The sequence below is a fragment of the Pseudomonas sp. GW822-FHT02E03 genome (assembly GCF_058802325.1).
The window spans coordinates 34046-47985 of the sequence record NZ_JBXAOA010000003.1 but is presented as its reverse complement, the minus strand read 5'-3'; the positions used below and the strand labels follow the sequence as shown (position 1 = coordinate 47985).

The 13940-nt window shown below is 60.8% G+C and carries 10 protein-coding genes; 9 read left to right on the top strand and 1 reads right to left on the bottom strand.

Translation table 11 applies throughout. The annotated features are described in order from the left end of the window. Positions 1 to 77: 77 nt before the first annotated feature. The 4 genes from AC1RQB_RS03345 to AC1RQB_RS03330 all read left to right on the top strand — a co-directional run bounded on the left by AC1RQB_RS03345 (position 78) and on the right by AC1RQB_RS03330 (position 7506). Entirely contained in the window at positions 78 to 3173 is a 3096-nt protein-coding gene (locus AC1RQB_RS03345; protein WP_063343673.1) for an autotransporter serine protease, read from the top strand. A 23-nt stretch (positions 3174 to 3196) separates the two neighbouring features. Then, positions 3197 to 4897 carry a polyurethane esterase gene (locus AC1RQB_RS03340; protein ID WP_063343674.1) on the top strand — a complete coding sequence of 567 codons (1701 nt, stop codon included), beginning with the start codon at positions 3197 to 3199 and terminating at the stop codon, positions 4895 to 4897. 97 nt (positions 4898 to 4994) lie between these two features. Then, on the top strand, positions 4995 to 6848 hold the full coding sequence (locus AC1RQB_RS03335; protein WP_063343675.1) for a polyurethane esterase: 1854 nt from the start codon (positions 4995 to 4997) through the stop codon (positions 6846 to 6848). A gap of 283 nt (positions 6849 to 7131) precedes the next feature. After that, positions 7132 to 7506, top strand: coding sequence for a hypothetical protein (locus AC1RQB_RS03330; RefSeq protein WP_063343676.1), 375 nt, complete (start codon positions 7132 to 7134; stop codon positions 7504 to 7506). Positions 7507 to 7658: 152 nt separating this feature from the next. Here AC1RQB_RS03330 and AC1RQB_RS03325 read toward each other — a convergent pair whose 3' ends face one another. Beyond that, positions 7659 to 8585 carry a 2-hydroxyacid dehydrogenase gene (locus AC1RQB_RS03325; RefSeq protein ID WP_063343965.1) on the bottom strand — a complete coding sequence of 309 codons (927 nt, stop codon included), beginning with the start codon at positions 8583 to 8585 and terminating at the stop codon, positions 7659 to 7661. 272 nt (positions 8586 to 8857) lie between these two features. On the opposite strand from AC1RQB_RS03325, the gene gabT reads away from it, so the two are divergent. The 5 genes from gabT to AC1RQB_RS03300 all read left to right on the top strand — a co-directional run bounded on the left by gabT (position 8858) and on the right by AC1RQB_RS03300 (position 13909). After that, complete coding sequence (gene gabT / locus AC1RQB_RS03320; protein WP_032830786.1) at positions 8858 to 10150, top strand: 4-aminobutyrate--2-oxoglutarate transaminase; 1293 nt, start codon at positions 8858 to 8860, stop codon at positions 10148 to 10150. A 95-nt stretch (positions 10151 to 10245) separates the two neighbouring features. Continuing rightward, on the top strand, positions 10246 to 10902 hold the full coding sequence (locus AC1RQB_RS03315) for an HAD family hydrolase (RefSeq protein WP_008076616.1): 657 nt from the start codon (positions 10246 to 10248) through the stop codon (positions 10900 to 10902). 45 nt (positions 10903 to 10947) lie between these two features. After that, complete coding sequence (locus tag AC1RQB_RS03310) at positions 10948 to 11436, top strand: Lrp/AsnC family transcriptional regulator (RefSeq protein ID WP_008055821.1); 489 nt, start codon at positions 10948 to 10950, stop codon at positions 11434 to 11436. Positions 11437 to 11890: 454 nt separating this feature from the next. Beyond that, the gene (locus AC1RQB_RS03305; RefSeq protein ID WP_241824492.1) at positions 11891 to 12664 is read left to right on the top strand and encodes a DUF4198 domain-containing protein; all 774 of its coding nucleotides are present in this window, start codon (positions 11891 to 11893) and stop codon (positions 12662 to 12664) included. Positions 12665 to 12703: 39 nt separating this feature from the next. Next, positions 12704 to 13909 carry an acetyltransferase domain-containing protein gene (locus tag AC1RQB_RS03300; protein ID WP_063343677.1) on the top strand — a complete coding sequence of 402 codons (1206 nt, stop codon included), beginning with the start codon at positions 12704 to 12706 and terminating at the stop codon, positions 13907 to 13909. The last annotated feature ends 31 nt before the right edge of the window (positions 13910 to 13940 follow it).

Sequence of the window (13940 nt, the reverse complement as noted above, 5' to 3'; positions counted from 1 at the left end):
TCCGCGCCTTGACTGGCAGGATTGGGCAGGCCTTGAGGCACAAGGATTTTGGCAACATAACTAAGGATGGTCGCTGGATGAGAGCTGAAAACAACAATTCGCCCGCTCGGTCGGGCAGCACGTTTACTACTTTAAAAAACCTCAATCGCGCCTTGCTCTGCGCATTGGCCACCCTGGGCACCGCACACGCGGCGCCCTACGTGGAAAACGGCAGGACAGGTGATCCCGATAGCTGGCGCAGCACCGAGTTCAACGCCGATTGGGGGCTGGGGGCGATCAACGCTCAGGAGGCCTATGCCGCCGGTTACACCGGCAAAGGCGTGAAGCTGGGGATTTTCGATCAACCGGTTTACGCCTTGCACCCGGAGTTTTCCGGGGCCAATAAGGTGATAACCCTGGTCACCAGTGGCATCCGCGAATACACCGACCCGTACATTCCGGTCAAAGCCGGGGATGCCTTTTTGTATGACGGTTCGCCCTCGGTGGGCTCCAACGGCAAACTCGGTGCCCACGGCACTCACGTTGGCGGGATCGCCGCGGGCAGTCGCGATGGCGGGCCGATGCACGGCGTCGCCTTTGGTGCGCAAATCATCAGCGCCGACAACGGCGACCCGGGCCCGGAAGACGGGATCATTCGCGGCAACGACGGCGCGGTGTACAAGGCCGGTTGGGATGCCCTGATCGCCAGCGGCGCGCGGATCATCAACAACAGCTGGGGCATCGGCATCACTGATCGCTTCGACCTGGGTGGTCGGGACCCGGCGTACCCGCACTTCACCATGCAAGACGCGCAACTGCAGTTCAACGAGATCCAGACCTTGCTGGGGACCAAACCCGGCGGTGCCTACAACGGCGCAATCGCGGCGGCCCGCAGCGGCATCGTCACGATCTTCGCAGCCGGCAACGACTACAACCTCAACAACCCGGACGCCATCGCCGGCCTCGGCTACTTCGTCCCGGAGATCGCGCCGAACTGGATGACCGTCGCCGCGTTGCAGAGGAATCCGGACACCAGCAGCCCCGACCCTTACAACATCAGTACGTTTTCGTCACGCTGCGGCTACACCGCGAGCTTCTGCGTATCGGCACCGGGCAGCCGCATCTACAGCTCGATCATCAGCGGCACCAATGCCAATGACCTGACTACCGGCTACGCCAATTACAACGGCACCTCCATGGCGGCGCCGCACGTAGCAGGCGCGGTGGCGGTATTGATGGAGCGCTTCCCGTACATGACCGGCGCGCAAGTCGCCAGCGTACTGCGCACCACCGCCACCGACCTCGGCGCACCCGGCGTCGACTCGCTGTACGGCTGGGGCATGATCAACCTGCGCAAAGGCATCGATGGCCCGGCGATGTTCGTGACCGAGCAGGACATTCCCGAAGAATTTCGCATCGACGGCGCCTACGGCTCCAGCCAGTTTGTCGCGGACTTGCCAGGCATCGGCGCGATCATCGACGCCGGCAAACCCACCGAGCGTGTGTGCAATGACGTGCATTGCGGGCTCGACGTTTGGCGCAACGACATTTCCGGCCATGGTGGCCTGACCAAGCAGGGCATCGGCACACTGGTGCTGACCGGCGCCAATACCTACGCCGGCCCGACCTTGGTCAATCAGGGCCGATTGGCCATCAACGGTTCGCTGCTGTCGGCCGTCACCGTCAATGACAGCGGGATCCTCGGCGGTAACGGCAGCATCGCGGCGCTGACCGCGAAAAGCGGCGGTACCGTGGCCCCCGGCAACTCCATCGGTACCTTGCAGGTGGCGGGCGACGTGACTTTCGAGCCTGGCTCGACCTACGCCGTAGAGCTGTCGCCCACCAGCAGCGACCAGATCATTGCCGGCGGCAAGGCTGTGATCGAAGGCGCAACGGTTAGCCTGTCTCTGGAAAACAGCCCGACATTGCTGACCACCAGCGAAGCGAAATCTCTGCTCGGCAATCAGTACAACATCCTGCAAGCGGCCGGTGGAATCGAAGGGCGTTTCGGTGCGGTGGTGCCGGACTACCTGTTCCTCGGCGGCACCCTCGACTACTCCGCTGGCGGCATTCAATTGGCGGTGGTGCGCAACGCGACCTCCTTCACCAGCGTTGGCCAAACCCCGAACCAACGCGCCGTGGCCGCTGCCGCCGAGCAGTTGGGCGCAGGCAATCCGCTCTACGAAACCCTGCTGTTGTCGCCGACCGCCGCTGTCGCGCAGCAAGCGTTCCAGCAACTCTCTGGTGAGATTCATCCGGCAATCGGCACGCTGCTGATTAACGACAGCCGTTACCTGCGCGATGCAGTCGGCGAGCGTCTGCGTGAGCACGATTTGTTCGACGCCGGGGCTCCCACCGATGACCGCAGCAACGCCTGGCTCAAAGTGCTCGGCGCCTGGGGCAAGAGCGATGGCGGGCATGATAACGCCAGTTCCAACAGCTCCATTGGCGGGCTGCTGGCCGGTGTCGATGGCTTGATCACTGAAGATACCCGACTGGGTTTCGTCACCGGTTATAGCGACAGCTCGTTGAGCATGGGCGATGGCACACATTCGTCGGCCTCGGTCGACAGCTACCACTTGGGTGCGTACCTGGGCCATGAAATCGACGCGTTGCGCCTGAGCGTCGGTGGCGCTTACAGCTGGCATCGCATCGACGTCAAACGTGACCTGCAATTTAACGGTGTCAGCGGCAAGCAGAAATCCAAACGCGATGCGACCTCCGCGCAACTGTTCACCGAAGCGGCGTATCGCCTGGACCTGCAACCGATCGCTCTGGAGCCATTCGTTAACTTGGCTTACGTGCACTTGAACACTGAAAGCTTCAGCGAAAAAGGTGACGCCGCTGCACTCAAGGGCGGGGAAAACAACCGCGACGTGGTGCTTTCGACCCTTGGCTTGCGGGCGAGCAAAGCCATTGCGTTGTCCGACCAGCAACAGCTGGAACTGTCCGGCACGCTCGGCTGGCAACACAACCTGAGCAACACCCGTTCCGAAGACCACCTGGCCTTCGTCAACGGCAACACCGCGTTCAGCGTGCAAAGCGTGTCCATGGACCGCAATGCCGCGGTGGTCGGTGCCCGTGCCGGATTGGCGCTGGGCCGCGATACCCGTTTGAACCTGGATTACAACGGGCTGCTCGGCTCCCGGGAAAAAGACCACGGTGTAGGCCTGACCCTGGACTGGCAGTTCTGATTTGACGCTAAGGAAGCAAGAAGATGGGACTGTTTGATTACAAAAATGCCGGCAGTGAGGCCGGCAAAGCGCTGTACTCCGACGCGATCGCGCTGACGCTCTACGCGTACACGCCCACCGGTCAGCCACTGCCGGCGACCGCTTGGGCGCCGATTGGCGCTGCAGCGTTGGGCTATCAGGGCAACGTCGGGGCTCAAGGCACCTTCTATGGCGAGAAGGACGGCTTCACCAGCGCCGAAGCCGAAGTGCTCGGTAAATACGACGGGGCAGGCAAGCTGATCGGTATCGGAATCGCTTTCCGTGGCACCGGCGGCCTGGGCTACAGCGACACCTTCGGCGACATGAAAAATAATCTGCTGGCCGCGGTCGGCCCGGTGGATTACGCGACGAACTACGCGAAAAACGCCTTCGATACTTTGCTGAAAAGCGTCGCCGCGTTCGCCATCGCCCATGGCTTGAGTGCCAAGGACGTGCTGGTCAGCGGGCATAGCCTCGGTGGGTTGGGGGTCAACAGCCTCGCGGAGTTGAGCGGCAATAACTGGGGCGGTTTTTTCAAGGACGCCAACTACATCGCCTTCGCCTCTCCGACCCAAAGCGCCACCGGCAACAACGTGCTGAACATCGGCTACGAAAACGACCCGGTGTTTCGAGTGCTCGACGGCACCACCTTCAGCAGTGGCTCGCTGGGCAAGCACGACGGTCATCAGGAGTCGGCGACCAACAACATCGTCAACTTCAATGACCAATACGCCTCCACCGCGCAGAACCTGGTGCCGTTCAGCATCCTCAATCCGCTGAACTGGTCGGCCCACGGTTCGTTAGGCTATGCCGACGGTTTGAACCGGGTGATCGACTCGCGCTTCTACGACCTCACCGACAAGGACTCGACGCTGATCGTGTCGAACCTGTCGGAATCGTCCCGAGGCAGCACCTGGGTCGAGGACCTGGGCCGTAGCGGCGAGCCGCACACCGGCAGCACCTTCATCATTGGCACCGACAGCAACGACTGGCTCAAGGGCGGCGCGGGAAATGACTTCATCGAAGGTCGTGACGGTAACGACCGGTTCCGCGATGACGGTGGCTACAACCTGCTGCTGGGTGGCAAGGGCAGCAACACCTTCGAGCTGCAAAAACCGTTGCAGAACTTCAGCTTTGCCAATGATGGCGACGGCACGCTGTACGTGCGCGATGCCTACGGTGGCATCAGCATGACCCGCGACATTGGCGCGCTGGTGAGCAAGGAGTCGGGTTCGTGGTGGGGCAGCAAGGAGGTGACCTACAACGTCACCGCCAACGGTTTGCTCAACGGCACGGAACTGACCCACTACAACCACTCGCTCAACGGTGATGCCTACGGCAACACGCTGGCGGCGACGCTGGATGGCGATTGGCTGTTCGGCAACGCCGGCGACGATCTGCTACGCAGCGACAAAAGCCATGTGACCTTCGTTGGTGGCGCGGGCAATGACGTGATGCAGGCCTCGGGGGGCGGCAACAACACCTTCCTGTTCAGCGGGGCCTTCGGCTTCGACGCGATCAATGGTTATCAGGGCAGCGACAAACTGGTGTTCATGGGCGTCCAGGGCGCGGGGCAGGGGTATGACTACACCCAGCACGCGACCCAGGCCGGCAACGACACTGTGCTCAAGATTGGCGATTACGCCGTAACGCTGGTGGGCGTAGGTCTGGATAATCTCTCGGCTTCGGGAATTACGTTTGCGTAAAAGCTGCATGCACTAAAGGCTCCGGGGCGCCTCGTGATTGAGGCGTCCTGGCTGTGAGCTATCTCTGACAATTCCAACAAAGAGAGAGGCAATACCAATGGGTGTGTATGACTACAAGAACTTCGGCACAGCAGACTCCAAGGCGTTGTTCAGCGACGCCATGGCGATCACGCTGTATTCCTATCACAACCTCGACAACGGTTTCGCCACCGGTTACCAGCAAAACGGCTTCGGCCTGGGCTTGCCGGCAACTCTGGTCACCGCGCTGATCGGCGGCACCGATTCCCAGGGCGTCATTCCCGGCATTCCCTGGAACCCCGATTCGGAAAAAGCCGCTCTCGAAGCCGTGCAAAAAGCCGGCTGGACGCCGATCACCGCCGCGCAATTGGGCTATGACGGCAAGACCGACGCTCGTGGAACCTTCTTCGGCGAGAAGGCCGGTTACACCAGCGCTCAAGTCGAGATCCTCGGCAAGTACGATGGCCAGGGCCATCTCACCGAAATCGGTATCGCTTTCCGCGGCACCAGCGGCCCGCGGGAAATCCAGATCGGCGACTCCATCGGCGACGTGATCAACGACCTGATGGCAGCGCTAGGGCCAAAGGATTATGCGAAAAACTACGTAGGTGAAGCCTTCGGCAATCTGCTCGGTGACGTTGCAGCATTTGCCCAGGCCAATGGGCTGTCGGGCAAGGACGTACTGGTCAGCGGCCACAGCCTCGGCGGGTTGGCGGTCAATAGCCTGGCGGACTTGAGCAGCGATAAGTGGTCCGGTTTTTACCAGGATTCCAACTACATCGCCTACGCCTCACCGACCCAAAGCAGCAGCGACAAAGTGCTGAACATCGGTTATGAAAACGACCCGGTGTTCCGCGCCCTCGATGGCTCGTCGTTCAACCTGGCCTCGGTAGGCGTGCACGATGCCGCCAAGGATTCGACGACCGATAACATCGTCAGCTTCAACGACCACTACGCCTCGACGGCGTGGAACGTGCTGCCGTATTCGATCCTCAACATCCCCACCTGGATCTCGCACTTGCCCACCGGTTACGGCGACGGCATGACCCGCGTGCTGGAGTCGCAGTTCTACGACCTGACCAGCAAGGATTCGACCATCATCGTCGCCAACCTCTCGGACCCGGCGCGCAGCAACACCTGGGTCCAGGACTTGAACCGCAACGCCGAAACCCATAAAGGCAGTACCTTCATCATCGGCAGCGACGGCAATGACCTGATCCAGGGCGGCAAGGGCAACGACTACCTGGAAGGCCGCGACGGTAACGACACCTTCCGCGATGGCGGTGGCTACAACATCCTGTTGGGCGGCAAGGGCAGCAACGTGCTGGACCTGCAACAGTCGGTGAAGAACTTCACCTTTGCCAATGACGGTGCCGGCAACCTGTACGTGCGCGACGCCAATGGCGGCATCAGCATCACCCGCGACATCGGCAGCATCGTCACCAAGGAGCCGGGTTTTCTCTGGGGGGTGTTCAAGGATGACGTGACCCACAGCGTCACCGCCAATGGCCTTGTGACCGGCAGCAACCTGACCCAGTACGCCTCAAGCGTGAAGGGCACGACCGGCGCCGACACCCTCAATGCGCATGCAACCGGCGACTGGCTGTTTGGCCTGGACGGCAACGACCATTTGATCGGCGGCATCGGCAACGATGTGTTTGTCGGCGGGGCGGGTAATGACCTGCTGGTATCAGGCGGCGGGGTCGACACGTTCCTGTTCAGCGGGGCGTTTGGCCAGGACCGGGTGGTGGGTTATCAAACCAACGACAAACTGGTGTTCCTCGGGGTTCAGGGCGTTGCGCCAAACGAAGATTATCGGGCCCATGCCACGGCGGTGGGGCAGGATACGTTGCTCACATTTGGCACTGATTCGGTGACCCTGGTGGGTGTCGGGCTGGACAGTTTGTCTGGTAGCGCGATTGTGATCGCCTGAGGGTAGCGGGGCGCCTGTCAGGGCCCTATCGCGGGCAAGCCCGCTCCCACAGTGGTTGGTGATGTTCACAAAATCTGTGTCCGCATCAAATCCCTGTGGGAGCGGGCTTGCCCGCGATGAACGATAACGCGGTAAACCTGCCTGTCTATGTGACCCACCGGTCACTCTCGAACTCCAATACCTGCACCAACAGGAATCTGGCACTAAACCATCAGCCCATCCACGCGTTATCCCTATGACGCCGGTGCTGCATGCCGCCATTGAGTACAGGAGATTTTGCAACGTGAGTAACAGCAAGAGGTACACCTTCGGTCTGGCGCTGGCCTTGTTATCGGCAACCGCCGCCGCAGAACTGCCTCAGAGCTCGATTCTGACCCGTTACGGGGTCACCTCTGATCAACTGCCGAAACCGGCCGCGATCCAAACCACCAAACCCACCACGCCCGTCGAAGAAAAAAGCCGCTTTCAGCTCCAGCCGGAACAGCCCTGGGTGACTGTGCGCCTGGGCGACGGCAAACCACCGGAGCAGACCGGCAATATCAGCATCGATCGTTCGATGCAGCAGGAACGGGAGCGTTGCCAGCGGATGCAGGAGCGACTGATACGGCAAGGAAGGCAGTCCTTCTCCTGCGATAACAGTATTTCTGCAACTCACTAAACATAGCGGGTGCCTTTTAAGTCAGAGAAACCTGTGGCGAGGGAGCTTGCTCCCGCTTGAGTGCGTAGCACTCACAAAAATCGGCAATGGTTGTCAGATTCTTGGGGCCGCTACGCAGCCCAGCGCGAGCAAGCTCGCTCGCCACAAAACGATCAATAACCCTGCGCCCGATCGATCTCCCCGAGCATCGGCTCCCCCCGTTGATGTCGGCGAATATTCTCCAGCAATACCTCAAAGGCGCTATCTGGCTGGGTCATCGCCGCGATGTGTGGTGTCAGCAGAATCTGCGGGTGGTGCCAGAACGGATGATCCACCGGTGCCGGTTCCTGCTGCAGCACATCCAGCACCGCGCCGCTCAAATGCCCGCTGTCCAACGCCTCGAGCAGATCACCTTCCACCAGATGCCCGCCACGGCCCATGTTGATCAGCGCTGCGCCACGGGGCAGTTGTTCAAACAACCTGCGATCAAGAATGCCCTGGGTCTGTTCGGTCAGCGGCAATACACACAACAGAATGTCGCACTGGCTGAGGAACGCTGGCAGCTGCTGGTTGCCGGCGTAGCAATCGACCCCCGGAATTTGATGGGCACTGCGCGCCCAGCCTGACAAGGCAAAACCCAGCGGTTGCAAGGTTGCCAGAATCTGCTGCGCCTGAGCGCCGAGCCCCATGATCCCGACCCGACGCCTGGCGGCCGGTTGCAGCAAGTGCGCTTGCCAGCAGCGGGCCATTTGTTGCTGGCGATAGCGCAGCATGTCCCGGTGCAGGCTGAGCACGGCAAAACTGGCGTATTCGCACATGCCACGGGTGATGCCGGGGTCCAGCAAGCGCACCACCGGCAAGCTCGCCGGCAGGCGATTGAGGTCGAGTTGATCGACGCCAGCGGACAAGGCAAACAGCACCTGCAGATTGGGCAGCACAACCGCAAGATCGTCGGGTGCCTGCCAGGCGGCCAGGTACTGAATGTCCTTCGGGTCACCGATGTCCGGCCACGCGCGCCATTCGATATCCGGGGCGTGTTCGGCGAACAGCGCTTGCCACTGTTCGCCGCGCACAGGGTCAGCTTTATACAGCAGGGCCATGGGCAATTCCTGAAAGGTGAAGGGGCTGCCCATCATCGCGCAACGCCAACGCAGGATCTGTCGAAAGCAGCGGGTTTAACGCGTTGAGTAACGTTGTATCGGCCACGCACCGGCAGATTCGGCGGGCTGAAGGAATCTGCCGTTTGGCGGGGTGAAAACAGTCGATCCGAATTTCTCAGGGGGCAAGTTCGGCGTAGTTCGTTTCGCGCAAGCCTTAACCTGAACACCATCGCAACCACTTCCCGGTTGCCGGACTCACGATGGGAAATGCCATGAACAGCAAAGTCGACGAAACCCCTCATTTGCTCCGTCAGCGCGATCAATTCGTGCCACGTGGCCTGGTTACCGCGCATCCGTTGGTGATCGATCGGGCCCAAGGTTCAGAATTGTGGGACGTGGACGGCAAGCGCTACCTGGACTTTGTCGGCGGTATCGGTGTGCTGAACATCGGTCACAATCACCCGAAGGTGGTCGCGGCGGTGCAGGCGCAGCTGCAAAAAGTCTCCCACGCCTGTTTCCAGGTGGTGGCCTACAAGCCTTATCTCGACCTGGCCCAGCGCCTGTGCGAAATGATCGGTGGCCAGGAATCTTATAAAGCGGCGTTCTTCACGTCCGGCGCCGAAGCGGTGGAAAACGCGGTGAAGATCGCCCGCGCCCACACCAACCGTTCGGCGGTAATTGCCTTTCGCGGCGGATTCCATGGCCGGACCTTGCTCGGCACCACGCTGACTGGCATGAGCCAGCCTTATAAACAGAACTTCGGGCCGTTCGCACCGGAGGTCTTCCACACCCCGTATCCGAATGCCTATCGCGGTGTCACCAGCGACATGGCGCTCAAGGCGCTGGATGAATTGTTGGCCACTCAAGTGGCGCCCGAGCGGGTCGCGGCGATCATCATCGAACCGGTGCAGGGCGATGGCGGTTTCCTCTCGGCACCGACAGAGTTTCTTCAGGCCCTGCGTGCCCTGACTGCAAAACACGGCATCGTGCTGATCCTCGATGAAATCCAGACCGGTTTCGGTCGTACCGGCAAATGGTTCGGCTTCCAGCACGCCGGCATCCAGCCGGACCTGGTCACCGTGGCCAAGAGCCTGGCCGGTGGCTTGCCGCTGTCCGGTGTGGTCGGCAAGGCCGAGATCATGGACGCGCCATTGCCCGGCGGCCTTGGCGGGACTTATGGTGGTAACGCGCTGTCGTGCGCGGCGGCGCTGGCGGTGATCGAGGCTTATGAGCAAGAGCAGTTGCTGGCCCGTGGCGAAGCCTTGGGCGAGCGCCTGCGTGAAGGGCTGTTGCGCTTGCAGGCCCGTTACCCGCGCATCGGTGACGTGCGCGGCAGCGGCTTCATGCTGGCGATCGAGCTGATCAAGGATGATGACGCGCGCACCCCCGATGCCGACCTCAACCAACGGCTGATCGACGAAGCCCGGGCCGGTGGCCTGCTGGTGATCAAGTGCGGCGTGTACCGCAACGTGCTGCGCTTCCTCGCACCGCTGGTGACCAGCGAAGCACAGGTGGACGAAGCGTTGCAGATTCTCGACGCGGCACTGGCACGAGTCTTGAACTGAGCTCACGCCTGCTCGGGGCGGTGCCACAAGGCATCGCCCGTGAGCATTTATGGAGCATGGATTGATGGAATGCATCATCGGAGGCTTTACACACCATGGGGCTGACTGATTATCGAGCGTTGCTGATCGATTGCGATGAGGTCCTGGTGGATCGCGATTCCGGGGTCTGGACGGCGTTGCAGCCGCTGCTCGACAGCCGTGGCGGTCACCCGGACAAGGCACAGGTGCTGGCCGAGTTCAGTGAAGTGGTGCATGCGCTGTACCCGCGCTTCGGCGAGCTGGGTTTCAGTGGCTTGCTGTGCTTCGCCCACCGTCAATTGGCCGAGCGCTGGGGGCTCAAAGCCAGTTGGGAGGAGGGCATGAGCTTTGCCCGCTCGGTGGCGGGTTGGTCATTGTTCGAAGACGCGCCCGGCGCCATGCTGTACCTGCGCAAGTTCTATCGGCTACTGGTGCATGGCGATCGCGATGCCGAGGATCGGGGCCTGCTGTGCGAGCGCTTGGGGATCATGCCCGACGATTTTATTTCTCTGGCCAGCAATCCGCTGCGGGATCACGATTGGCTGGCGGCCAATGAGCTGGATGTAAAAACCATCCTCCAGGTGACCCGGCCTTCCGCCCGGCCACAAGGGGCGGGCGCTGTCTGCCTGATCTGTCGCGGCCGGGGCAAACACCCGACGCCGTGCGCGGCGGATTACTGCATCAACAGCATGGCGGATCTGGTGGCTCAGCATCAGCTGTCTTTACGGCGCTGATTTTGCTAGAAGATTGTCTTACAAACGGCAGTCAAGAGGTACGCAATGGAAGGTTTAGTAAAACTGGACCGGATCGACATCAGCATTCTGGTTGAGCTGCAAAAGGACGGGCGCATGACCAACGTCAGCCTGGCCGATGCCGTGGGCCTATCGGCCAGCCCCTGCCTGCAACGGGTCAAACGGCTTGAGTCGGCCGGGTATATTTCCAGCTACAAGGCCCACCTGAACCTGGCCAAGATCACCGACTCGGTCACGGTATTCACCGAAATCACCTTGAGCGACCACAAGCGCGAAGACTTCGCCAAGTTCGAATCCAATATCCGCCTGGTCGATGAAGTACTCGAATGCCACCTGATCAGCGGCGGCTACGATTACCTGGTGCGCTTCATGACCCGCAGCATCCAGCACTATCAAGAAGTGATTGAAAGCCTGTTGGACAAGAACATCGGCATCTCCAAATACTTCAGCTACATCGTCATCAAATCGCCCGTGCTCAAGGACGGCGTGCCGCTGCGCAAATTACTGCGTCACTGAAACTGACTCCGCGAACACATCCATCGTCCATTCCATGCCCCGGCAGCCTGCCGCGCCTTTTTTAAAGGCGCGCGACGGGCTGATGCCGCATTCCCTGTGGGAGCGGGCTTGCCCGCGATGGCGGCGTCACATGCAACACATTCGTTGACTGACATTCCGCTATCGCGGGCAAGCCCGCTCCCACAGGTTTTTCGTGTCTGTCGATGAAGTATTTGGGAATGCACCTCGATTGGACATGGGGGCCGCAGAACCTCTCTGCACGCTTCACGCTGGCGCAGGCCGCATAAAGAGCTGTTTACGCGGCAAAAACAGTCTTCATTTACGTAATGAGCAATGAATTCGGGACGAAGCGCAAAATAACCTGCGTTGTAATTGCGTTCAGAGAGAGGGGCAGGTTGTTGCAGGGCTGCAACGATCCATGGAACAACACCAATCGGAGCGCAAAAAAATGCGAATGAGCAACGCAAAAAAAGCACTGTTGGGTTACGGCGTCTTCATGCTGGCGAGCAGCAGCGAGGCGCATCAAATCTGGTACGAGCAGCCACCGGGGCAACCCCTGGCGTTGTACTACGGGGAATATGACAAGAACATGCTGGAAGTCACCCCGGGCGGGATGGACCGGTTCCGGCAACTCAAGGGCTGGTCGATCAGCAACAAATCCCAACCGTTGAGCCTGACCTTGCAGCGCCAGGCGTTTGCGGTGGCGCATCAAACCAAAGCGGATGACTCGCTGCTGGCCCAGGATGCGCATTACCCGATCTTCGACCTTCACGAAGGCGATAAAACCCTGAAGGCTTACTGGACGCCCGCCACCCGTTGGGTCGGCGACTTGCGTGCGCGCCCCCCGGAACTGACCCTGGATATCGTGCCCACCGGTGTCGCTGATGCAGGCAAGGCGCAGTTTCAGGTGTTCTATGCGAACAAGCCCCTGGCCGATCAGGACGTGGTGCTGGAAACCGGTTCCGGTGAAGTGTTTACCCGGCGCACCGATGCGACTGGCAAGGTCAGTTTCGAGCTGCCCTGGCAGGGCACCTATGTGGTGGCCGTCGAACACAAGGACCACGTCTCTGGCGAGCGCGTCAACCCGCAGGGCCAGGCCGAAGCCTTTGACGTGAAGAGCTTCAGTTCGACGCTGTCGTTCTATCGGAAGGAAGGTCAGGTACCCTTGCCGCGGGCGCCGTCGCAGCTGCCGGCATCGGAAATTGCCAGGCTGAAAAAACAGGGCTGAGCCAGCGGTAGTCCACTGACCACGACATGAGTGACTGATATGACCCTATCTACAGGTGTGGCAGGGCAGGCGGGAAGTGTTTCCCCTGCGCTTGCTACCAGCGCTGCAAAAACCAATACCCGGATGCTGGCCATCGATGCCCTGCGCGGCTTCGTCATGCTTTTGATGCTCATCGACCACGTGCGGGAAACCTTTCTGCTGCACCGCCAGGTCACCGATCCGATCGATGCGCTGAGTGTCACGCCGGACTTGTACTTCACCCGCATGCTCAGCGAGATCTGCGCCCCGGTGTTCATCTTCCTCACCGGTTTGTCGGCCTGGCTCTACAGCCAGAAACACACGGCCAGCGAGACATCGGTGTTCCTGCTCAAGCGCGGGTTGTTCCTGGTGTTTCTGGAGCTCACGTTCGTCTGCTTTGCCTGGAACGCCGAGTTCCCGCCCAAGACGTTGTGGCTGCAAGTGATCTGGTGCATCGGTATCTGCATGATCGTGCTCGCCGGGTTGCTGCACTTCAAGCGCGGTTGGCTGATCGTGCTCGGGGTGGCGATTGTCGCCGGGCACAACCTGCTCGATGGCGTGACCGTGGGGCCGGAGTCGCCGTTCTTCGTACCGTGGTCGATCCTGCATCAGCGGGTGTTCATCGACATCACCGAGTTCACCCGGGCTCGCACCACCTATCCGGTGTTGCCATGGATCGGGGTGATTCTGCTGGGCTGGGCCATCGGGCCATGGTTCGGCAAGGACATGGAACCGGCCGAGCGGATTTCCCGGTTGCTGAAAGTCGGCGTCGGCCTGCTGGTGGCGTTCGTGTTCATCCGTTACCTGAACGTTTACGGCGAGAAGCCGTGGGTGCAAACCGGTGACTCGCTGCGCACGTTCATGAGCTTCATGAGCGCGAAGAAGTACCCGCCGTCGCTGATGTTCCTGATGCCGACCCTCGGCCTGGGGCTGATCCTTCTGGCGTTGTTCGAGAAGGCCCAGGATCGCTGGTCCACCGCGACCCTGGCGATCTACGGCGGTGCGCCGATGTTCTTCTATTTGCTGCACCTGTACGTGCTCAAGGCCATGTACCTGGTGGCCGTCGCGATCTGGGGCGCCAATCAGGGCACCTATTACGGCTTCGATGACCTGCCCATGGTCTGGCTGTGGAGCGTGATTCTCGGGGTGTTGCTGTTCTTCCCTACGCGCTGGTTCGCCAACCTCAAACAGCGCCGTCGCGACATCGCGATTCTCAAATACCTCTGATTGCCCTTCGGTGTCCCCCATTCGGCGGGAC